This is a genomic window from Brevibacterium sp. 1718 (assembly GCF_051131255.1).
GTDB classification, from domain to species: Bacteria; Actinomycetota; Actinomycetes; order Actinomycetales; family Brevibacteriaceae; genus Brevibacterium; species Brevibacterium sediminis.
This window is the reverse complement of the sequence record NZ_CP186550.1, coordinates 1,823,801-1,845,373: the sequence shown is the minus strand read 5'-3', so window position 1 is coordinate 1,845,373 and position 21,573 is coordinate 1,823,801. Positions and strand designations below refer to the sequence as shown.

The following is a 21,573-nucleotide window of genomic DNA, read 5'->3' as shown; positions in this document are numbered from 1 at the left end:
AGTTCTCTGACTGGGGGTTCTTCTCATTCACACCCCTTGCCGACCGACTTTGCAGAGCCGATTCCCTGCCGACCGCTCGACTCAGCGTCGACCGCTCGCCGCATAACTCGATACAGTGACGGCAACTCGAGCGCTCGGCACGTCGAACGCCATCAAGCACCCAGGCAGATGTCGATCTGCAGAGCGCACGGCCTGTTTCACCGCACCGCCTTCATCTCGCATCAAGCCGATGCCGAATCTCGGACTGACGCAGCGCCTCAGACAGGTGCGTTGCCCTCAGCTGACGCAGCACCTCAGACAGATACCGCGCACCTAGGCTGACGCAGCGCTGCGAGTGCGTCCAGAGAAGCGAGCGACGCCGGTCTCACCTCCGGCGAATCCATTGCGAACGACGAACGCCCCTGGGATGTCCCAGGGGCGTTCGTCGCGGAAAGTCCGAACTCGGTCGGCACGGCCTCTCAGCGCCGTACCGGTTCGCCTCTGACTCAGTTGCCCGAGTCGCCGCCTTCGTCAGCCGGCTCCGAGGCAGGAGCGGAGGATTCCTTGCCCGCCGCGTCCTCTGCCAGCGACGGGTCAGCCGCGACGGCATCCTCAAGCGCCTTCTTCAGGCGGTCCTGGGCCTTTCCGTACTCCGCGAAATCGCCGTCCTTCAGCGCGGCATCGGAGTCCTCCATGGCCTTCTTCGCCTCTTGGAGAGCATCGTTGAGAGCCTTGTCCGGCGAGCCGGACTTCGAATCCGCGTCCTCTCCGCCGGAGGTCGATCCCGACTCGCCATCTCCGCTGTCCTCGGTTCCGGCGTCACCGGCCGAGGCTCCGGAATCTCCGCCGAACACCTGGTCGAGCGCCTCGTCGAGGGTCGGAGCGAACCCGATGTCCTCACCGAACGCCACGAGCACGTGCTGCAGCAGCGGATAGGAGGTCTCACCGGCAGACCGGACATAGACCGGCTGGACGTAGAGCAGACCCCCGCCGATCGGCAGAGTCAGCAGATTGCCGTTCTCGACTTCGGACTCACCCTGACGCAGCAGGTTCAGACTGCGCTGCACATCGGGCGCGGTGTTGAAGTTGTTCTGAGCCTGACCAGGTCCGGGCACAGTGGTGTTGCGCGGAAGCTGCAACAGGCGCAGCTTGCCGTAGCCCTCGGCTGTCTCGCCCTTCTTGTTGCCGGCATCGGCATCGGCGGAGAGGAACCCGGTGAGGTTGTTTCGCGACTGCCCCTCGGACGATCGAGCCGGGATATACGAGCTCGTCAGCGAGAACGACGGCGACTGCTGGCCCGGCATCTGCAGGGTCATGTAGAACGGCGGCTGCGTCAGCCCGCTGCTCGCCTTCGTCGTCGGATCGGTCGGCAGAGTCCAGAAGTCCTGACCGGAGTAGAACTCACTGGCGGAGGTGACATGGTACTTCGTGAGCAGGTCGCGCTGGACCTTGAACATGTCTTCCGGGTACCGGACGTGGCTCATCAGATCACCGGACATCTCCGAGGACGACTTGATGATTCCGGGGAACACCTTCATCCAGGTCTTGAGAACCGGATCGTCCTTGTCCCACTGGTACATGTCGACGGAACCGTCGTAGGCATCAACGGTGATCTTCACCGAGTTCCTGATGTAGTTGACTTCATCGTCCGGCAGAGTCGCCACCGAGTTCGGAGCCGACGCCGTGGTCGAATCCTCAGTGGCCTGCTGGAGCGGCTGAGGTGTCGAATACGGGTAGTCCTCGGCGGTGGTGTAGCCGTCGAGGATCCACTTGATCTTCCCGTCCACGACTGCCGGGTACGGATCGCCGTCGACCTTGAGGAAGGGAGCGAGCTTCTCCACACGCTCACGCGGGTGACGATCGTAGAGGATCTGGGACTCCTCGTTGAGCGCGTCCGAGAGAAGGATCTGCTCGTCCTGGAACTTCAGGGCGTAGGCGAGACGATTGAACACATTGCCCACCGACGGTCCGCCGTCACCGGAGAACGTGCTGTTGACCTGACCGGAGCCGCTCTTCTCATCGGAGGGGTAGTCGAGCTCACGCGGAGTCGCACCCTTCGGGGCGCCGACGATCGAATAGTCCGGAGATGACTCTCCGAAGTACACACGCGGCTCGTATTCGGGGAACTCGCCCTTCGGCGGAATATCCGACTCCATGAACAGCGGTTCGCCGTCCGGGTTGCGCTGGTTGCCGTTGGCTGCGACCACACCGAATCCGTGAGTGTAGACGATCGCCCGGTTGAACCAGCTCTGGTTGTTTACCGAGCTCGGGGCGAGTTCGCGCACCGAGATGACAGTGTCGCGCATGTCCCCGTCGATGTTGTAGCGGTCGACGTCGAGCTTCTGCGGGAACGAATAATACGGTCGCACCTGCTGCAGCTGCCGGAAGGTGTCCGAGACGAGGTTCGGATCCAGCAGACGGATCGACGCCGCGGTCTCTGCGTCCTTGCGCAGGTCACCCTTCTTGCCGGTGGTGCTGGGCGAGTAGGGAGTCACCTCGATGTCATCGAAGTCGAACGCATCGCGTGTGGCATCGATGTTGTGCTGGATGTAATCGGATTCCTTGCTCTGCTGCGACGGATTGACCTGGAACTGCTGGAGCAGGGCCGGGTACGCGATGATCGAAACTCCGCCGAGCACGATGAGGGTGAGCGTGGCGATGATCGAGATCCGCCAATTGCCCTTCCACGCGGTGTAGACGAACAGCAGTGCGACCAGGACGGCGGCGATGGCGACGATCGCCATGGCCGGCAGGGCGGCATGATCGTCGACGTAGGTGACGCCGGGGACGATCCCGCCGGCAGCGGTCATCCGGTCGTAGCGGGAGAGCCACAGCCGACCGGCCTGAACGATGACGAGAACCGCCACGGTGATGCCCAGCTGCCACTGGGCGGCCTTCGTCAGGATGACGCCCTTCTGCTCCCCCGGACGGATTCCGCCGAAGAGGTAATGGGCGACGAGGGCGGCGATGAGCGCCAAGAGCAGCGCCATGCCCAGCTGATTGCCGATGAGGCGCAGACCGGGCAGGACGAAGACGAAGAACGATTTGTCGAGACCGAACTGAGGGTCCTTCGAGCCGAAGGACGTCGAGTTGATCCATTCGAGGATCGTGTTCCAGTGCGCCGAGGCGGTGATGCCGGCGAGGACACCCATGACCGCGGGAATCGCGATCGTCGCGACCCGCCGCAGAGGCTCGATGGCCTCACGATAGCGGTCGAGGTTCTCCTGTCGCGGGGTCGTCGGCGCGTAGACCGGACGATGGCGGTAGGCCAGATGAAGGCTCAGCCAGACCGGGACGGCCATGAGGATGAAGCCGCCGAGGAATGTCAGCCCGCGGGTGAGCCACATGGTTCGGAAGACGTTCGCCGCGTCGATCTGGCGGAACCACAGCACCTCGGTGTAGACCTGGGTGAAGGCGATGAAGGCGATCAGCAGGATCGCCACAGACACGAGGGTGAGCAGCAGCGGCGAACGTCTTGGCCGATTCGCCGGCATGCGTGCGGAGGTGGGTGAGGACGAGGTGCTCACTACTGCCCTTTCTCATTGTTGTCGGCACCATCGGCGGGACATTTCGGCAGGTCCGAAGTGTTGCCGGCGGCGTACTGCTCCACGGTGGTCTGCGCGTCATCGAGCGTGTCGATGCGCGCCACCGTGATCTTGGATTGGTCCGCGGCGGCCATGACCTCCGCGCAGTTGTCGGCGGGAGAGAGGAACAGCGTCGCTCCCTTCTCGGTGGCGGCGGCCACCTTCTGGCGAGCACCGCCGATCGGGCCGACCGTTCCGTCAGGGGTGATCTCTCCCGTGCCAGCCACATGCTTGCCGCCTGTCATCGCACCGGGAGTGAGTTCATCGATGATGGCCAGCGCGAACATCGTCCCGGCTGAGGGACCGCCGACGCCGTCGACGTTGAACTTCACGTCGACGGGGAACTCGAAGTCCTGCTTCATCGTGATGCCGATCGCCTTGCGGTCGTCGACCTTCGCGGGAGTCAGGGAGATCGTCTTCGATTTCCCGTCGCGTTCGATGCCGAGCTCGACGGAGTCCGTCCCCTGCACTGTCCTGCTCATGATCTGCGCGGCCTGGGGATCGGAATCGAGCTTCTTGCCGTTGACCGACATGAGTCGGTCTCCCTTGCGCAGCTTGCCCTGAGCCGGAGCATCGGCGACGACGTCATCGACCGACAGATGCACGGAGTACGACTTGTCCATCTGGCCCATGGCGGCGGCGATGGCGACATCCTGGCTCGAGGACATCTCGACCGCATTCGATTCGGTCACGTCCTCGCGAGTGGTGTCCAGCGGGTAGTACGCCTCCGTGGGGACGACGGTCTGTTCGCCGTTGATGAGTGCGCCGAGTGCCTGAGAGGCAAAGATGTCGCGACCGGGTCCGCCGCTGACGGCGACGGTGAGCATGTCGATGCGGCCTGCAGTCGGATAGGTCTTGGCTCCGGAGACGCTGATCATGGGGTCGCCCTGGTAGTCGCCGAGGGTGTTGAAAACCGGTCCCGGCAGCTGAAGCATGTACGGAACCGGCAGAAGCACGGCCAGCGCGATGAAGACGTAGGTGAGGACGCCCGAGGTCGTGGCCAGACGTGGAGTCCGTCGTCGTTTGGTGCCGCGTGTCGGTGCCGGTGACGCCGGCACGGCCCGAGGGGCGTTCTCTGTCATGTAATCCTTTCGCTGCACCGCCCCACCAGTCTAGTTGAAACCTCAGCGTCCGTTTCACAGACTCCTTTCGCCCGGTGCGAACATCCTGCGAAACCTCCCGGAATTGGGAAGCTTCGCACATTCGGAACCGTTAACGTTGATGTCAAACCGATTCTTGGGGGCTGTAGAACAATGACCGATGACAACAACAACGAACAGAATCCGTTCGAGCAGATCTTCGGAATGCTCTTCGGCGCCAATGGTCCCGGATCCGGTCAGGGAGATGACAAGAACAGTTCGGGCATGCCGCAGGGCTTCTCGATCGATCCGGCGATGATGTCCACGATCATGAATCAGATGCAGGGGCTCTTCGGGCAGGGTGCCGATTCGCAGGCCCAGGCAGTGTCGATCGCTCAGAAGGCGGTTCCGACTCCCGACCCCTCTGTATCCGAGGACGCTGAGCGGGCGACGACCGATGCGTTCCGTCTGGCCGAGCTCTGGCTCGCCGAGGCCACCGACTTCTCCGTCGCCAACCGCTCCGCCCGTCCGCTGCGCCGAGCCGACTGGGTCAAGGAGACGATGCCCGGTTGGCAGAAGTTCGTGCTGCCCATCAAGGAGAACATGTCCTCGGCCCTGACGGACACGCTCGAGTCCCAGGTCCCGGCCGAGATGAAGGGCATCCTCGCAGGCGCATCGTCGATGTTCGGATCGATGAGCGATTCGATGTTCGCCATGCAGATCGGACAGGCCGTCGGCGCGCTGTCCGAAAGCGTCCTCACCGGCACCGAGGTGGGACTCCCGCTGCTGCCCCACGACACTGCCGTGGTCATCGAGAAGAACGTCGAGACGTTCGCTTCCGAGATCGACGTCGACGTCTCCGAGGTCCGCATCTACCTCGCGGCTCAGGAGCTCGCCCACCTCGCTCTGTTCGAGCGCGCCCCGTGGCTGAGCGCCCAGGTCGAGACCGCTCTGACTCGTTATGCGCAGGGACTGAAGGTCGACACCTCGCAGATCGAGGACATGGCGTCGAACATCGATCCGTCGAACATCTCCGACCTCAGCGACAATATTCGCCAGGGACTGTTCAACCCGCCGACGACAGACGATCAGAGGAAGGCGCTGACGTCTTTGGAGAACCTCCTCGCCGTCATCGCCGGGTGGGTCGACGTTGTCGTCTATGAGGCGTGCAAGCATCTGCCAGGTCGCGATCAGATCCGCGAAGCGCTGCGCCGTCGGCGGGCAACCGCGGGACCGGCGGAGAAGACCTTCTCAACCCTTGTGGGTCTCGAGTTCAACCCCCGTCGCCTCCGCGATGCCGCCGCGCTCTTCGCGTATCTCGAGACGCAGGGCGGCGCCGAAGCCCGCGATCGCGTGTTCTCCCATCCGGATCTGCTGCCGACCACGCAGGATCTGGACGACCCGCTGGGCTATTCCGAGCGACGTCAGGCCGAATGGACCAACGAATCGAGCATCGATGAGGCCCTGTCCCGCATTCTCGCCGAGGGACTTGAGGGAGCCGGCGGCAGCGATGCGAAAACAGAGTCCGAAGAGACGGATCGCAACGACTCTGCGCCGACCGATGACAGCAGCTCCGACGACGACAGCTCCGACGATCGCGACGATCGCTGAATGATCGATCTCGATACCGCCCGGCAGGAAGTCGAGCGCGGACCGCGGAACTCATTCTCCGCGTCCTTCGCGGAGCTATTCGACCGGCAGGGTGCCGATGCCCTGCACCGCTCCGGCGGTGAGCACCATCTCACAGCCAGCTGTCTGGTCATCGATCCGGTCACCGAGGCGGTTCTGCTCAACCACCACCGGAAGGCCGGGCTGTGGGGTCAGTTCGGAGGACACCTCGAATCTGTCGACACCTCGCTGCATGATGCCGCTCGCAGAGAGGCCGAAGAGGAAAGCGGTCTGCGCCCGCTCGCACGAGTCACTGCCGATCCCATCGACGTGCATGTGCATGACCTCTCGGCCGCGTTCGGGACCTGCACCCGACACTTCGACGTCGTCTTCGCAGCCCAGGCTTCGACTGACGATTCGCCGAATGTGTCGGAGGAGTCCTTCGACGTCGCCTGGTTCACTCTGGACCGACTGCCCGCTGACCTCATGCCCGACCTGCCGGACCGGCTGCCGGGCCTCTTCCGCTCCGCTGTGTCAGCGCTCAGCTCCCACGCCTGAAACGCTCCCCATCGCTGAATCCTTCGAGATAGATCTTTGCGTCGGTCTGCCGCGGATGGCGATCGGCCAATGCATGGAATTCCTTCGAGTGGGGACCGATCTGGAGATGGACGAGTTCATGGACGACGACCGTCTCCAGCACCCAGCGCGGCACGGCCTGCAGGCGATGGGAGACGCGGATGTCACCCGTCGACGTCGTCGTTGACGCCCATCTGCTGACATTCTGATTCGTCACCCAGCGGATCGACGTCGGTCGCAGCCTGCCGCCGAAGAAACGACGGCTCATCTCCTCAGCCAGCTCGGCGAGGTCGGCATCCGACGAGTGATCACGGGCGGAGAGGCGATTGAACAGATCCGTCAGCGAACGGATGTTGCGCTCCACGCTGTAGCGCTCAGGAGTGCGCAGCACGTAGGTCTCGACCTCCTTCGAGACGGCGACGGTCTTCTTCCGCCGTACCGATCGACGCACTTCGATCTCACCCCGGGCGATCGCCCGCAGCACCTCTTCTTCACTCCACCGCTGTGCTCTGCTCACCGGACCATCATAGGAAACCGCACTGACACGGTGACAGTGCCACCGGCACCGTGGCGGCGTCTCTGCAGCGGTTCTGAAGACGAACAGCCTTCGGAGTTTGTGAGTTTCCTGAGTCTGCCGAAAAGTTGAGGTCGAATCCCCCGTCCACAGCCGCCTCCGAGAACGCAGTCCCCGCAGAACGGGAGCTGATCCGACCCGGGAGCGTGTTTATCAACAGTCATATCGACACTCAAGGCGCCTTTCCTCCACAGACTCCACGGCGATTCCCACAGGTTATCCACAGGCTGTTGACGTGTCTGTGCATGACGGTGCATTGACGCGGAGGCTTTTGCGGAATAAGTTCTATGCTTGACCCCGGAAAACCCGAGGATGCGTGCGGAAGGGGAAGCCGCACGAGTCCTCGCGAGCGCCTGGGGCACTATGCGGCTGAGGGCATGCCGGGACGCGCTTCCCGGCCTGTCCTCAGCCGTTTTTCCACAGGATTATCCACAACTTCTCTCCTGCCGTGGCCATTCCGGCTCTCGTTCACTACTGTGGAAGTCTCCACGATGGCGAGGCGAAGGGGCCGAGATGTTCAGAATCTTTCCGAGTGTTCCCATCACATGGCGTTCGTCCTCGTGCATCCAGTTCGGCGCAGATGATCCTGTGCTCATCGATGGGCTGCTGCTCGGTGACGCCAGTCTCATCGAAGATCTCCGTCTCGGCATCGGCTCGGCTCAGTTCTATTCACGCGCTCAGGAACTCGGGGTCGACCTCAGCAGGGCGAGCTCCCTCATCACCCTCCTCGGCGAGGCAGGTGTCCTCATCCCGGCCGACGCGGACGGCGGCGCCGTACCGAAGGGGTCCCCGGTCTTCGCCGCGGCGCGCATATTCAATCTGTCGCCGGATCGGGTCTCCCAGGTCCTCAGGTCCCGGCCCGTGCTGGTCACGGGTCCATTGCGCTCCCATGTCGAAGGGCAGCTGGCGGCTCTCGGATTCGCCGTCGCCGCGGCTCGCCGTGTCGAGGAGCTCGATCTCATGGCTTCACCGGTGGTGGTCACGAGTTCTCACCTGGTTCCGGACCTCAATTCCGCCATGTGGCTCAGTGATCGCGAAGTCGACCACTGTCAGGTCGTCCTCGGTGAGCAGTCTGTGGAGATCACGGGACTCATCCGGCCCGGTTCGACACCGTGCTCTGTGTGTTCCTGCCTGCACCGGAAGGACAGCGATGCCGGTTGGCTCGATCAGCATCCGCGTCTGCGTGCCCTGCCGGAGCGTGAGAGCCTCAGCGATCCCGCCGCACGCATCCTCGGTTCGGCGCATGTTGTTCAGATGCTTCGTCAGGCGCTGCTGCGCCCCGAAACAGCACCGATCCGACGCGTGGTCACCTTGGATGCCGGCGAGGTCACGGATAGTGGAATGACCTTCCACGATCGCTGCCAGTGTCGCACGCCGGTCCCGGATTTCGGGTCAGTCGCCGAGCAGACCCAGTAGGTGAGTTCCGTAGAGTTCGAGCTTCGTCGCACCGATGCCGGGGACCCGCGCAAGTTCGTCGAGGGTGCGGGGACGGACCTCCGCGATGACTGACAGCGAGGTGTCCGTGAGAACGAGGTACGGCGGCAGTCCCTGCTCCATTCCGATGCGCACCCGCCAGCGTCGCAGACGGTCCAGCAGCTCGAGATCGATGTCGGCAGGACAGTCCGCACATCGTCCGAGTGCACGGTCGAGGTGCGAGACCAATGCCCTCCCGCAGCCGCGGCAGCGGTTGAGCGCCGCAGAGTTCGACGCTGTGCGGCCATCTCCCATCGTCGGTCCCGACTGCCCGAGTTCGGCGAGGAAGCGTGATGACCTCCGCGGTCTCTGTTTGGAGTCGAACCGGGCCAGCGACCAGCTCATCCGCAGGTCTGTGCCTGCACGCGTCAGCGCCACGTAGAACAGGCGACGTTCCTCAGCGATGGCTCGAGGCGTCTGGGCATAGCTGATGGGCAGCAGACCTTCGCTGAGACCCACCAGGTGCACACTGTCCCATTCCAGGCCCTTCGCCGCGTGGAAGGAAGCCAGAGTGACGCCTTCGATGTCCGGGGCGAACTGGTGCTCGGCACGATCCGACAGGTCGCTGAGGAAGACCTCCATCGGCACAGGGAGTTCCTGACCGTGCTGATGCTCCTCGGCGAGGTCGACGAGGGCATTGAGCGATTCCCAACGCTGTCTGCCGGCTCCGGCGGCCGGCGGCTCTCGGGTGAATCCGAGAGAGCCGAGAACCTCTGTCACGGCTTCGGTCAGACGCTGTCCGCTCGAGGTCGCGCGTGCGGCCTTGAGCATGAGAACGGCCTCCTTGACCTCTTTGCGCGCGAAGAAGCGCTCTCCGCCGCGCAGCACATAGGGAATCCCGGCTGCGGCCAGAGCCTGTTCGTAGGAGGGACTCTGTCCGTTCGTGCGGAAGAGGACTGCGATGTTGCGCGGACGACGTCCGGCCTGGATCTCTGCCGAGATAGCCTGGACGACCCCGGTGGCCTCGGCCTCGTCGGTCGGATACTCCACCATGCGCGGCAGGCGGCCCATCGGGTTGTCGGTCCGCAAGGTCAGCGCGGTCCGAGAGGTGTGTCGCAGCAGATTGTTCGCGGTGGACACGATGGCCTGGGACGACCGGTAGTTGCGCACCAGGCGGATCGTTCTGGCCTCGGGCATCGACGTGCTGAGCGAACCGAGCAGGCTCGCATCGGCTCCCGCGAAGGTATAGATGGTCTGAGCGGGATCGCCGACGACGCAGAGATTGTCACGGGGGCCCAGCCACCGGGAGAGAACATCGTATTGGAGCGGCGAGACGTCTTGGAACTCGTCGACGACGAAGTGCCTGTACTGTTCGCGGATCTCGGCTGCGATCGCCGGATACTCGGCCAGAACTCCCGAGAGCACGAGGAGCACATCATCGAAATCGAGCAGCCGTCCCCGTGTCTTCGCCTCCCCGTAGGCTTCGAAGATCCGCACCATATCGTCGACGCTCAGCTGACCGGGGAGGTCCCGGGCCGCTGCCTTCGTCGCATAGTCGTCGACGCCGAGCAGGGACGAGGCCGCGAACTCGATCTCCGACGCGACGTCTCTGGTCAGTTCCCGACTGGTCTCCAACCCGAGGCTCTGCATGACCGAGCCGATGATGCCCGCCTTGTTCTCGATGATCCGCGGAAAGTCTCCTTCGGCGAACCGGTCCCAGAAGAACCGCAGCTGACGCAGCGCTGCGGAGTGGAACGTACGGGCTTGGACCGCGGGGACTCCGAGTCCGCGCAGGCGTGAGCGCATCTCCCCCGCCGCCTTGGCGGTGAATGTCAGCGCGAGGACATGGTTGGCAGGGAACACATCCGACGCAATTCCAAAGGCGATCCGGTGCGTCATGGCGCGGGTCTTACCGGTGCCGGCACCCGCGAGGACGATCACCGGTGAGTCGAAATGGGTGGCGACGGCGCGCTGTTCCTCGTCCAAGGCCTCGAGCAGGGCCGTGGCCGAAGCATTCATGCGTTGTCCAACCAGCTGTACAGGAGCTGACCGGCGATGGAGATCGTCGATGGAGCGCGCACCTCGCCGTTCGCAATGGCAGCGCGCAGCTCCGCCCGGGTGAACCAGCGCAGCGAGGCGATCTCAGCCTCGTCGGCGGCGAAGTCTCGGCTGGGAGCGACGGCCGAGAAGCCGAGCATGAGCGAACAGGGAAACGGCCACGGCTGAGAGCCCAGATACCGAGGTTCGGTGACTTCGAGATGAGCTTCTTCCCAGATCTCGCGGATCACCGCGTGTTCGAGTGTCTCACCCGGTTCGACGAATCCGGCCAGGAGCGAATACCGGTCGGATTCCCAGGCGGCGTTGTTGCCCAACAGGACACGTTCGACTCCGTCGTCATCGGTGTTGACGATGACGACGATGACTGCCGGATCGGTGCGGGGAAAGTGTTCGCTTCCGGTCACCGGATCGCGGCGGACCCATCCGCCCATGATCGGAGTGGTCGGTGCGCCGGTGCGCGGGGAGAACAGGTGTGCACGATGCCAGTTTCCCAAACCGACGATCTCGCAGGCCAGGGATACCTGCACATCGTCAAGGGCTTCGGCGAGATGACGCAGGGTCAGCCAGACGGGTTCGGAACTGTCGATCCCCTCTCCCGGAGCGGTCAGCAGATCGGTGGCGTCCCGGGCGCGAGAGGCGTCCAATCGGGAATCGACGTGGCTGCGACCGTCGTCGTCCAAGGACACTCCGATATAGCGGGTGCCCTGTGGGTCTCGGCCGAGGTAGACCTCCGTCTGGCCCTCCGGCACAGCTTCGCGGTCGGTCAGGAAGAGCCCGCCGCCGGCGACGAGCAGCGATCCGCGATGTTCGAGGACGGCGAGGGCCCCTGAGGCCCAGATCTCGCTGAGGTCTCCGTCGTGGCCCCGAGTCAGATGGTCCCGATCGATTCCGTGTCGGGCGAGGCTGATCGGCTGCACTGGAGGCAATGGCTTCATGCCCTCCACGATATCTCAGCGTCCTGACACTCAGACCGTGGCCGTGAATGCCTGACCGGACCCGAATGTCCCCTCGGCAGACACGCTCGACGGCGAGTCCCGTGTCTCAGTCGAACCCAGACGGTAGATTGGGGAAGGTGGATACCAAGGCGCTCAAGTTGACTGCGATCGCGGCGACGATGCTCGACGGCTTCGTCCCGACGACATGGACACCCCTGCCGCCGCTGGATGCCGGAGTCAGAGTCCTGCTCGGCGATGACGATCAGCAGCTCGTCGCAACGGCTCAGACCCAGCTCGATCGGACCGCGGACATCGGCTCAGCAGCCGAGGCGGGACGAATCTACGAGTCCATGTATCCACACGCTGACTTCGTATGGCCGCGCCTGCGGGCCATCACCGAGGTGGACGCCGACTACTTCGACACGTCGTCCCCGACGACTGTGACACTAGCCGATCCGCTGCCGGGTGCGCCGCTGGGCGATGTGCCCATCTCCGACACTGCGCGGGCCAGTTCGCTGGCCCAGGCTCTGGCGACTCTGCATTCGGCTGCGCCCGAGCCCGTCGCCGATGCCGGTTTCCCGGTGGAGGATCCCTCTCGATCACAGTTCCTCATCCTTGAGCGCCTCGACCAGGCGGCGAGCACCGGACGAGTCCCGTCGTCTCTGCTGCAGCATTGGGAGGAGGAATTCGAGAAGGTGGCGCTCTGGCATTTCCTTGCCACGCCCATCCACGGTTCTCTCGATGAGACGAGCGTCTATACCGATCAGGAGCGAGTGCTCGCACTCGCCGAGATCGGTCGTCTGCGCGTCGCCGATCCGGCCATCGATCTGGCGGCGGCCTCCGCGCTGATCGATCCTGCCGCCCTGCCGACCTTCTACGAGGAGTACCGCAATTCCCGGCCCCGCGCCGACGAGCATGTCATTGCCCGCGCCGAGCTGTTGGCCGAATTCGCAGTGCTCGACTGGCTGCTCGAGGCGGTCGACTCCGGGGATGAAACCGCCGTCGAGGATGCCGCCGGGCTCCTCAGCTCGTTCAATGAGGTCCTGTTCGGTTCCTCCGCCGATGCAGCCGCCTCCACTGAGGAACCGACTTCTGAGTCCGCGATCGAACCTGCAGACGGTGGAGACACTCGCGGAGCGGCCCCGAATTCCTCTGCCCCGGCAGCGGCCGATGCTCCCGACGTGGAAGCCGCGATCACGGAGACCGCAGCCCCCGATGTGTTCATTCCCGGAGCTCAGCCTCCGTCGGCGCCCTCGGAAGACGATTCGGAGTTCGACTCCGAGCCGGGATCGCAGGTGCGGACCGAGCCGACTCGGGACGCCGACGAAACTGATGACGGGGAAGAGACCGGCCGGATCCGCTGATCTCAGCCCATGTCGTTGTCTTCCAGCCATTCGACGACTTCGGCCTCATCAGGCAGATCTGTGAACTGCACGATGTCGTCACTGCCGACGAAGTAGAACGTCCCCGTCACCTCGGCGATCTCCGGATGCACCCTGAGAATCGCGAACCGGTAGAGCGCCAGCTGCCATTTCATCACTTCGAGCACTGCCGCATCGGGTTTCTTCGAGGTCTTCCAATCCACAACTTCGGCATGATCCCCGGTGATGAAGACCGCATCGATCTTCCCCGGCACCCGGAATCTGCCGAGGACGAGTTCGAAGGACATCTCCACATGGTCGGCCCGACGCGTCGCGAACTCGGAGGCTGAGAATGTCTCCTGCAGCCGTTGGACCGTCGCGGCGTCGATCGGTCTCACTGATTCGTCTTCGCCGATTTCGATGCTCGACTGGCCGAAGTGCTGTTCCACCCAGGAATGGAAGGTCGTTCCGATCTCGGCCGCCCGGCTGGGCGGAGCCGGGATCGGACGCAGGGTCTGCGTACGGAAACCCTGCGGGTCCCTCCTCCATGCGACCAGCGCCGTTGCCGACAGACGGTCGGGCATGGCCGCAGCGGACACCGCTTCGGGCCGGTCACCGATGCGCAGGGCCTGAGCGGCGAAGCGCCCGATCGTTCCCGGATTATCGGCCAAGGACTCCAAGCTGACGTCCGGGCTCGCTTCGACCCAACCGGCGGCTCGCTGTGCGGCGGCGACCTGCTTCGTGCGCGGCACCGGCCATGGAGTGGTCTCGATGCGGTCCTCCGCCGTGTCGTCGGCAGGTTCCGGAATCTCCACTTCGAGGCCCAAGGCTTCGATCGCTTCGGTGAGGAAGGGCGAGGGGTCGTCGGGAACCGCGCGCGAACCCATCAGTTCCGCCCCGAGCCACAGATGCCTCTTCGCACGAGTGAACGCCACGTAGGCGAGGCGTCGCTCCTCCCCCTCGTGCGCGTCGGCGATCCGTGGACGGATGAAGTCTCCGATCCACTCATCCAGGGCCTTCTTCGTCTCGAATTCGGCCTCCCGCAGGTCGAAGTCGACGAGGTGTGCGCGGTCACCGCGCAACGGGTACGGCAGAGCCGTGCGATCCATCCACCCTTCCTTGTCCCGCGGCTCGGTGGGAAAGTCCTTGACCACCAGAGACGGAACGGCGACGGCGTCGAACTCCAGACCCTTCGAGGCATGGACGGTCATGATGTTGATCGCATCGGCTGCCGTCGTCGGCTCGGCGACGCTCAGCGCATCATGAGCTTCCATGAGACTGAGCCAGGAAAGGAAGCCTGTAATCGAGGGTTTGTCATCGGTGGCCGAGTACTGGCTGGCCGCGGAGAGGAAAGCGTCGACGGAGGCTCTGTGCAGATTGCGCAGCGAATCGCCGAGGCCCCAGATATCCGAATCGATTCCGGTCTCGGACATCGCGGTGCGGATGATCGAAGCCACGGTGCCGGTTCCCGACCGGGTGGCCCGCAGCGCGCGAGCCAACCGGACCAGACGATGCAGCGCCTCCGAGCTCAGACCGGACCGCTGATAGTCGGCGATGAGTCCCCTGTCAGCAGCTGTCCGCGCTCCTTGGTCGAGGACGCGCCGCACTTCGATGAGCTCATCGATGCCTTCGACGATCGTCGCCTGGTCGATAGCTTCGGCGATCACCTCCTCGGCGGCCGGTTCGGTTCGCTCGGACGCTCGCCGCTCGGTCTGACGGCGAGTGAAGGCCTGCAGCCCCGCGATGTCGCCTGCGCCGAGGCCGAGCATGCGTCCGCTGACGAGCCTCATGATCTCGTCGCCGGCCATAGGATCGACCGCAGCGGTGAGCACCGCGCGCAGATCTGCGACGAAGGGATCGGTCAGCAGCCCGGAGGAACCGTGCACGTGTACAGCGAATCCGGCGGCTTCCAGCGCCGCCGCGACCGGCGCGAAGTGGGCACGTTTGCGGCACAGCACGGCCTTCGACGAACCTGCGGGGATCGTGTGGAACCAATCCGTGAGTGCGCGCAGGCCCGTGGTGAGGAAATCGGGATCGTGGGCACCCGAGCTGATTTCGACACAGACTTCGCCCTCACCGGCATCATCGCGGGCCGACAGCGGAGACTCGCTGCTGTCAGCGAGTCCGGCGGCGATGCGGTTGGCCACCTGCAGGATCGAGCGGTCGTTGCGCCAGCTTGTGCTCAGCGACAGTGATTCGACGTCCCGGAAGTCCGATGAGAAACGCACCATGTTGTCGGCGCTGGCGCCGCGCCAACCGTAGATGGCCTGGCGGGGATCACCGACTGCGGTCACTGCGGTGGAGTGGAAGAGGTCGCGCAAGAGCTTCAGCTGAGCCACCGAGGTGTCTTGGAACTCGTCGAGGAGGACGATCTTCCACCTGGCTCTCTCGGCCTCGGCCGCGGCGGGCACCTCGTCGAGGATGCGTTGGGCGAATCGCACCTGGTCGGAGAAGTCCATGGCCAGATTGCGCCGTTTCGCGCGCATATAGGCATCAGCCAGTCGGGCCGTTCGGATCTTCGCTTCGAGCTTTGCCCGTCGTCCACTGGGATCGACGGGCTTGCCCTTGCTGGACACCAGGGCAGCCAGGCACTGCTCAAGATAGTCCGTGACGTCGTCGACATCACGACCGTGATCATTCATCTGCCCTGCCAGGGCGATGACATCGGCGATCATCGTCTCGCGGGAGAAATCGCCGGGGATCTCGTCGGGTGGCGTCGAATCGATGAGAGTCCCGGCGATGGTGTGTGCCGCGGCGTCATCGAGGAGGACAGTTTCGGGTTCGATGCCGATGCTCACCCCGTGTTCGCTGACGATGGACGCGGCATAGGAGTTGTATGTGGACACGGTCGGATTGTCGAGACCGGGCAGTGAAAGGTCCTGACCCCGGCCGAGGTTGTGCCGCAGACGCGACAGAAGCACTCGGATGCGTCCGCCGAGTTCTCCGACTGCTTTGCGGGTGAAGGTCAGGCCGAGGATCTCTTCGGGAGAGACGAATTCGTTGGCGACCAGCCACACCACACGCTGGGAGATGACTGTGGTCTTTCCCGATCCGGCCCCGGCGGTGACTTTCATCGACTGTGCCGGGTCGGCCTCGATGATCACCTTCTGCTCCGGGCTCGGAGGGAAGGCCTGGGCAGGGTCGGCAGCCGTGAGCTCGGCAAGCCGCTCGGCGGTGAAGCGCATCAGTTCTCCTCCAACATCTTCGGGCCGATCGCCGGGCACGATGATCGGACGGGGCACGACTTGCACTTCTGCGGGTCGACCCGTGCAGGGAAGCTCGCGGCACGCATCCTGCCGGACACGTCGTCGATGAGTTCACGAGCCCAGTCGGGGTTCTCATCGACGTCGAGCGCCGACTGCTCCCGAACAGTGCGAGCCGACTTGCGCAGGAAGACGAGTTCAGCGCCGAAAGCGTGTGCATCGAGCTCCTGGTCCTCACCGATCCTGATGGTCCCGGAATTGATGGCTTCCTGATACACACCCAGCTGTGCATGCCGGTCCATCTCCTTGCCGGCGACGACGTTCCTGCCGGTCTTGAAGTCGACGATGCGCAGTCCGCCCTCGACCTCCTCGACTCGGTCGAGGCGTCCGGTGACCTTCCACTCACGTCCGTTCGAGTCGACACCGACCGCATAGACCTGTGCTTCGACTCCGACGAGGCGGCCCGGAGTCTTCTTGATGTAGTCGCCGAGCCGGTCGGCCATGGTCATCGCCACATCGAATTCCCGTTCCCGTTCCCATTCTGCGTCGAATTCCAAGGACGCGAACTCAGTTTCCACGAAGCTGCGGATCGCGGAGGTGGGGCCCTCCGGATAGTTCTCGGCGGCGGCGTGGATGATGGTTCCGAGACTTTGGGCTGTCGACATCGGGCGGTCACCACCGTTGTGGGTGAGGAACCACCGCAGAGAGCAGTCGGTGAATGCTTCGACCTGGGAGGGTGAGACGCGAACCGTATCGGAGTCGGTGAAGAGCGGCTCATTCGTGGTGATGTCCTCAGCCTCGCGCCACTGCGTCGGTGACCCCACCGCCCCGCCACCAGCTGAGAGCGCCCGCATCAGCGCCGCCCATGACCGCGTGTCCGCGTCCGGAATCGCAGAGCTTTCGGCGCTTTCGGTCGTGGTGGCGTCCACAAGCGTCGACGATGGCCCCGCAGCTTCGACATCGGCCGCGGCAGCCGTCAGCAGCAGATGAGCGCGGGCATGTGCTGCCATCTCCGGTACCGTCAGCGGAGGCAGCTCATCCTCGTGGGTGATCGCATAGCCGTCGGCCGCCTCGGTGCCCTTGGCGGAGCCAGCGGCGAGCACATCGAAGAACGGAGACGGCTCGGTCTCCGCATCGGTGACGGCGGTGACGATCACGCGTTCCTGCGCACGGCTGAGCGCGGTGAAGAACAGCTCGCCCTCTTCACGCAGATTCGTCCGTTTCGCATGCGCGTGGTAACCGGGGTCGCCGGTGACCGTCTCACCCGTGGCGAGCACCGCCGTGAGGTCGGTGAGGCCGAGGATTCCGCCGCGCAGCTTCGGGTTCGGCCAGACGCCTTCGTTGACTTCGGCGATGATCACCAGAGGCACACGCACATGGGCCAGTGAGGACGGGGTGCCCACCAGCACGTGGTCGGCGAATCCTGCGGTATCGGCCAGGGAATCCTGGGCGATGTCCTGTTCGGCGACGATGCCGGCGAACGAGCGAGCGGTGAAACCGCCGCGGTCGGCGATCTTCTCGGCCAGCGCGAACAGCCGGAGCACCGAATCGAGATAGCCGTTGGTCACCGATTCCGGGTCGCGCAGGGCTTCGATCTGCCATTTCTCAGCGACTCCGGCCGCGTCCCAGATGCTCCAGAGCGCTTGGTGGGGGTCGGTGGTGCCGACCTCAGCAGCGGCGTGGAGCATCCGTGAGATCGTGGCCAGTCCCTGTGGGGACGAATCGTCGATCGGGCTGCGCAGTGCCTGAGCCAGCGACGCCGTGCTGCTGGACGCCGGGAACTGTCTGCGCACTGCTCGCCGGAATCGGCGGATCTGCACGGGGTCGAGGCGGACGTAGATGCTGCCGGCCAGGGACAGAGCGAGGTCGGCGATCGACTCGTCATCGTCGAAATCAGGGGCGGCCGAAAGCAGGTCCAACAACGGTGCGGTCGCGGGGTCGACATTGAGCGGCTGCATGAGAGTGGCGATCGAGACCCCTGAGGCTCTCAGCTCATTGGCGATCGCGCGAGCACTCGACGAATTGCGGCAGATGAGTGCGACATCGGACCAGCTGTGCCCCTGTTCGACGAAGTTCGTGATCCGACGGGCCAGATATCGGTGTCCGGACGCACTGCCCTCGAATACGTGCGTCTCCACGGCAGGCTCGGACGACACGGGAGACAGCTCTTCAACCGGTGACGCTGTCGGAGCTGATTGCGGCACGGTCACCGACGCCTCAGCGGAAGCCGCAGAATCAACAGCATCCTCGAGGGGACGTGGGCGCGGCATATGACCGGTCGACCAGCGCGTGGTGATCCTGGCTCCGAATCCGTCGATGGTCGTCGCCAATGCAGGGTCGACATCCCACTGACGATCGAGCACGACCGTTTCGAAGCCGGCCTCGGCCGTCGCCCGATCGATGATCGACGCGTCGGCTCCGTGGAAACGTCCGGTCACCGTCTCGGGCGAGCCGAACAGAGCGATGGCACTCCCCCTGGCCCGCAGCTGTTCGAGGATTCCCCAACTGGCGGCAGGGAAGTCCTGGACCCCGTCGGCCAGAACCACTGTGGGCAATCGGTCGGGGGCGAACGTCCACGAACGTCCAGCCGTCACCTCGGCAGGTTCGCGGAGGATCTCGAAAGCGGCAAGGGCGAGAACGGTCGCGGAATCGACGCCCCCGTAGCCGGGCATGGACATGATGCCCAGATATTCGTCGAGGATCTCAGCCACGGCCTGCCACCGAGGGTCGGGGTTGTCGGCAAGGGCACGATCCAGGGCGCTGCGACCGAAGTCGAACACGTGTTCTGCGTTCTCCGGCGACGTGTCGGGCGTGCGCATTCCGAAATCGAACTCCATCACTCGGTTGAGCGCGTCGCGGACCTCGGTTCGGAAGGCCGAGGTCGAGCGCACCTCGGCGGTGATCTCCGACGGCCACGCCGGGCCACGGGAACGACCGAGTTCGTGTCCGGCGAGGAGATCGGCGAGGAACACATCCTGATCGGCACCGGAGATGAATTCGAGATCCTCCCCGGTCCGCGTCGTATGTGCGGCACGGGCGATCCCGTACGCGAACGACGCCAGACTGCGGGCCGGGGCGGAGGAGAGAACCGCGTCAGCGGGCAGCTCGAGACGATTGCGCAGCACATCGGCGTGATCACGGTCGGGTGTGAGAACGAGGACCGAGGCGGGGTCGATCGTCGACACCAGCTGTGCATAGAGCGACTCGAGCAGAGTCGTCTTCCCTGTTCCCGGCCGCCCGATGATATTCAGGCAGCCGCCCGAGAGCAGGGTGCTGCCCATCCGCTGCGTCATCTCATCCATACTCGTATTCCATCACGGCCCGCTGACATGAGACTTCCGAGCCCCTGACCGGCGCGTCGTCAAAGTGACAGCGCGGATGCCCGGTGCACAGCCTGACTTCGCGTAGCATTGAAGAATGTCGAGTCCACAACAGAGATTGCCCCGTGACCAGCGCCGCGACCAATTAGTGGGAGTCGCACGCTCCGTTTTCGCCACCCGTGGATATCGGACGACCTCAATGGACATGATCGCCGAGGCAGCCGGTGTGTCCAAGCCTGTTCTCTATCAGCACTTCGATTCGAAGCAGGACCTCTACCTGGCACTCATCGATTCCTCGGCGGCGCTGCTCGACTCTCGGCTCGCCGAAGCTCTGGGATCGACGACAGATCCGCATGAGCAGGTCCACGCGACCTATCGCGCGTATTTCGACTTCGTGGTCTCACACCGCGAAGAGTTCGTCATCATCTTCAATTCGGACGTCTACGAGCCGAAAGCCGAACAGAAGCTGCGCGCGCTGCGGGAGAGTTCGGCGACACGGGTCGTGTCGGCGCTGAAGAACTTCGCCCGCCTCAGCGACGATGAGGCACAGCTGCTGTGCCGGGCTCTCATCGGCACCGCCGAGGTCGTCGTCAAGCAGATCGACTCTCAACGCGGTGTCGACGTCGACACAGCTGTCGAACTGCTCACCCAGATGAGCTGGGGCGGACTGCGGTCGTTCGCAGATCGCTGACGTTCCACCGGCCGCTCAGCCTTCAGCAGAATCCATGGGGAAGAAACCCAAGTCTGCGGACGTTAAGCTGAACACAGTCCAATCCGTCATCGATCACCGAGCATCGGCACAAGGAGCACCATGGAAATCAAGATCGGCGTCAAGCAGACTCAGCGCGAGATCACCCTCGAAACGGACGAGGATGCGAAGGCTCTCGCCGCCCGCATCGAAGAGAAGATCCAGTCCGATGGGCTGCTGACCTTCACCGATACGAAGGGCCGTCAGGTCTACGTCCCCTCCGCTTCGCTCGGCTACCTCGAAATCGGTGCCGAGACTTCACGTCGCGTAGGCTTCAGCGCCTGAGCTGCGCCTGAGCGGAAGGGCCCCGGTCGCAACGACTGGGGCCCTTTTCGCGTTCGCGGCGGAACCGTGCGTCCCTCGCAGGATCGCGAGTCCGTCGCAGGTTCGTGCTGCAGACGCGGAATCGTGCTCCGCTGCCGGTGCAAGCGCCTATAGTGTGATCAGGCGACGAGACCGAGCGCCGACATCCGCTTCGAGTGATTCGACGTCACCGCCGGGATCAGCTCGACGACGAGATCTTCGTCGAGGCCGAGGAACGGATCGGTGAGCAGACTGCGTGCCCGTCCCAGGGTCTCGGCGACGAGCTTGCGGCCCCACAGGGCCAGCCGCGAGGCCAGCTGTGTGTCGACAGCCACTTCGGAGGTCAGACGATTGCGCGCATATTCGCTGGCACGTGTATCATCGAGAATTGCAATAGCCAGGCTGTATCCGGGCTCCGCGAGTTCGTCCACCGCCGTGCGGTAGAAATCATTCATGATTCCGTCGAAGACGAATCCCTTCATGAGGCTTTCGTACCAGTCGCGAGGACGAGTCCTTTCAGCCAGAGTGCTGAAGGTCGGTTCGAAATGCTGACAGAGCTCGATCACATCCTGGCCCATCTGATCGATGTGCTGTGAGAGCTGTTCGAAGTTCGCGAATGACTGAGAGGCCAGCCGCGCCAGGATGACCTTGTCATCCAGATCCGCTGCGGTCGTCGCGTTTGTGGCCATACGTTCGAAACCGGTCAGCTCGCCGAACGCCAGAAGTGCGAGCGTTGCAGCATCATTACCGGCCAATGGGACAGAATCGGGCATAGTTCAAGACTACCGGTTCGCACCATGACAAGCGCGTACGCGCTAAAAGGAGTTTGGAA

At 64.2% G+C, this 21,573-nt stretch carries 14 protein-coding genes; 6 read left to right on the top strand and 8 right to left on the bottom strand.

Going from position 1 to position 21,573, the window contains the following annotated elements:
* Positions 1-485 precede the first annotated feature (485 nt).
* Positions 486-3,506, bottom strand: coding sequence for a UPF0182 family membrane protein (locus tag ACOZ9V_RS08225; RefSeq protein WP_434595047.1), 3,021 nt, complete (start codon positions 3,504-3,506; stop codon positions 486-488).
* A complete protein-coding gene (locus tag ACOZ9V_RS08220) occupies positions 3,506-4,645 on the bottom strand; it encodes a YlbL family protein (RefSeq protein ID WP_139466955.1) in 1,140 nt (379 codons plus the stop codon). The genes ACOZ9V_RS08225 and ACOZ9V_RS08220 overlap by 1 nt, the downstream gene beginning before the upstream one ends.
* A 171-nt stretch (positions 4,646-4,816) precedes the next feature.
* Between ACOZ9V_RS08220 and ACOZ9V_RS08215 the strand changes: the two genes are divergently transcribed.
* Positions 4,817-6,253, top strand: a complete 1,437-nt coding sequence (locus ACOZ9V_RS08215) for a zinc-dependent metalloprotease (protein WP_139466954.1) — start codon at positions 4,817-4,819, stop codon at positions 6,251-6,253.
* Positions 6,254-6,808 carry an NUDIX hydrolase gene (locus tag ACOZ9V_RS08210; protein ID WP_139907689.1) on the top strand — a complete coding sequence of 185 codons (555 nt, stop codon included), beginning with the start codon at positions 6,254-6,256 and terminating at the stop codon, positions 6,806-6,808. It abuts the gene before it with no gap.
* On the opposite strand, the gene ACOZ9V_RS08205 is transcribed toward ACOZ9V_RS08210, so the two are convergent.
* The gene (locus tag ACOZ9V_RS08205; RefSeq protein WP_139466952.1) at positions 6,792-7,343 is read right to left on the bottom strand and encodes a M48 metallopeptidase family protein; all 552 of its coding nucleotides are present in this window, start codon (positions 7,341-7,343) and stop codon (positions 6,792-6,794) included. The two genes, ACOZ9V_RS08210 and ACOZ9V_RS08205, sit on opposite strands and share 17 nt — an antisense overlap.
* Positions 7,344-7,913: 570 nt before the next feature.
* On the opposite strand from ACOZ9V_RS08205, the gene ACOZ9V_RS08200 reads away from it, so the two are divergent.
* On the top strand, positions 7,914-8,816 hold the full coding sequence (locus ACOZ9V_RS08200) for a hypothetical protein (protein WP_139466951.1): 903 nt from the start codon (positions 7,914-7,916) through the stop codon (positions 8,814-8,816).
* Here ACOZ9V_RS08200 and ACOZ9V_RS08195 read toward each other — a convergent pair.
* Together ACOZ9V_RS08195 and nudC are read right to left on the bottom strand one after the other, a co-directional pair.
* Positions 8,793-10,832 (bottom strand): ATP-dependent DNA helicase UvrD2, encoded by a 2,040-nt coding sequence (locus ACOZ9V_RS08195; RefSeq protein ID WP_434595043.1) that lies wholly within the window; start codon positions 10,830-10,832, stop codon positions 8,793-8,795. The genes ACOZ9V_RS08200 and ACOZ9V_RS08195 overlap by 24 nt on opposite strands.
* Entirely contained in the window at positions 10,829-11,806 is a 978-nt protein-coding gene (nudC, locus tag ACOZ9V_RS08190) for an NAD(+) diphosphatase (protein ID WP_139466949.1), read from the bottom strand. Before nudC ends, ACOZ9V_RS08195 begins: the two co-directional genes overlap by 4 nt.
* A gap of 137 nt (positions 11,807-11,943) precedes the next feature.
* Here nudC and ACOZ9V_RS08185 point away from each other — a divergent pair, with 137 nt between their 5' ends.
* Positions 11,944-13,170 carry an aminoglycoside phosphotransferase gene (locus ACOZ9V_RS08185; protein ID WP_229663904.1) on the top strand — a complete coding sequence of 409 codons (1,227 nt, stop codon included), beginning with the start codon at positions 11,944-11,946 and terminating at the stop codon, positions 13,168-13,170.
* Positions 13,171-13,172: 2 nt separating this feature from the next.
* Here ACOZ9V_RS08185 and ACOZ9V_RS08180 read toward each other — a convergent pair whose 3' ends face one another.
* Positions 13,173-16,352, bottom strand: a complete 3,180-nt coding sequence (locus ACOZ9V_RS08180; protein WP_181270436.1) for an ATP-dependent helicase — start codon at positions 16,350-16,352, stop codon at positions 13,173-13,175.
* Positions 16,352-19,672 carry a PD-(D/E)XK nuclease family protein gene (locus tag ACOZ9V_RS08175; RefSeq protein ID WP_434595041.1) on the bottom strand — a complete coding sequence of 1,107 codons (3,321 nt, stop codon included), beginning with the start codon at positions 19,670-19,672 and terminating at the stop codon, positions 16,352-16,354. The genes ACOZ9V_RS08180 and ACOZ9V_RS08175 overlap by 1 nt, the downstream gene beginning before the upstream one ends.
* A gap of 115 nt (positions 19,673-19,787) precedes the next feature.
* On the opposite strand from ACOZ9V_RS08175, the gene ACOZ9V_RS08170 reads away from it, so the two are divergent.
* On the top strand, positions 19,788-20,381 hold the full coding sequence (locus ACOZ9V_RS08170; RefSeq protein WP_253903686.1) for a TetR/AcrR family transcriptional regulator: 594 nt from the start codon (positions 19,788-19,790) through the stop codon (positions 20,379-20,381).
* Positions 20,382-20,501: 120 nt separating this feature from the next.
* Positions 20,502-20,723, top strand: a complete 222-nt coding sequence (locus ACOZ9V_RS08165; protein WP_173153838.1) for a DUF3107 domain-containing protein — start codon at positions 20,502-20,504, stop codon at positions 20,721-20,723.
* 158 nt (positions 20,724-20,881) lie between these two features.
* Here ACOZ9V_RS08165 and ACOZ9V_RS08160 read toward each other — a convergent pair whose 3' ends face one another.
* The gene (locus tag ACOZ9V_RS08160; RefSeq protein WP_039210607.1) at positions 20,882-21,514 is read right to left on the bottom strand and encodes a ferritin-like fold-containing protein; all 633 of its coding nucleotides are present in this window, start codon (positions 21,512-21,514) and stop codon (positions 20,882-20,884) included.
* Positions 21,515-21,573: the final 59 nt, after the last annotated feature.

Coding starts and splice junctions, on each gene's coding strand:
- nudC (WP_139466949.1), bottom strand. CDS start 11,806: ATGAAGCCATTGCCTCCAGTGCAGCCGATCAGCCTCGCCCGACACGGA.
- ACOZ9V_RS08220 (WP_139466955.1), bottom strand. CDS start 4,645: ATGACAGAGAACGCCCCTCGGGCCGTGCCGGCGTCACCGGCACCGACA.
- ACOZ9V_RS08195 (WP_434595043.1), bottom strand. CDS start 10,832: ATGAATGCTTCGGCCACGGCCCTGCTCGAGGCCTTGGACGAGGAACAG.
- ACOZ9V_RS08210 (WP_139907689.1), top strand. CDS start 6,254: ATGATCGATCTCGATACCGCCCGGCAGGAAGTCGAGCGCGGACCGCGG.
- ACOZ9V_RS08180 (WP_181270436.1), bottom strand. CDS start 16,352: ATGCGCTTCACCGCCGAGCGGCTTGCCGAGCTCACGGCTGCCGACCCT.
- ACOZ9V_RS08175 (WP_434595041.1), bottom strand. CDS start 19,672: ATGGATGAGATGACGCAGCGGATGGGCAGCACCCTGCTCTCGGGCGGC.
- ACOZ9V_RS08200 (WP_139466951.1), top strand. CDS start 7,914: ATGTTCAGAATCTTTCCGAGTGTTCCCATCACATGGCGTTCGTCCTCG.
- ACOZ9V_RS08165 (WP_173153838.1), top strand. CDS start 20,502: ATGGAAATCAAGATCGGCGTCAAGCAGACTCAGCGCGAGATCACCCTC.
- ACOZ9V_RS08160 (WP_039210607.1), bottom strand. CDS start 21,514: ATGCCCGATTCTGTCCCATTGGCCGGTAATGATGCTGCAACGCTCGCA.
- ACOZ9V_RS08215 (WP_139466954.1), top strand. CDS start 4,817: ATGACCGATGACAACAACAACGAACAGAATCCGTTCGAGCAGATCTTC.
- ACOZ9V_RS08170 (WP_253903686.1), top strand. CDS start 19,788: ATGTCGAGTCCACAACAGAGATTGCCCCGTGACCAGCGCCGCGACCAA.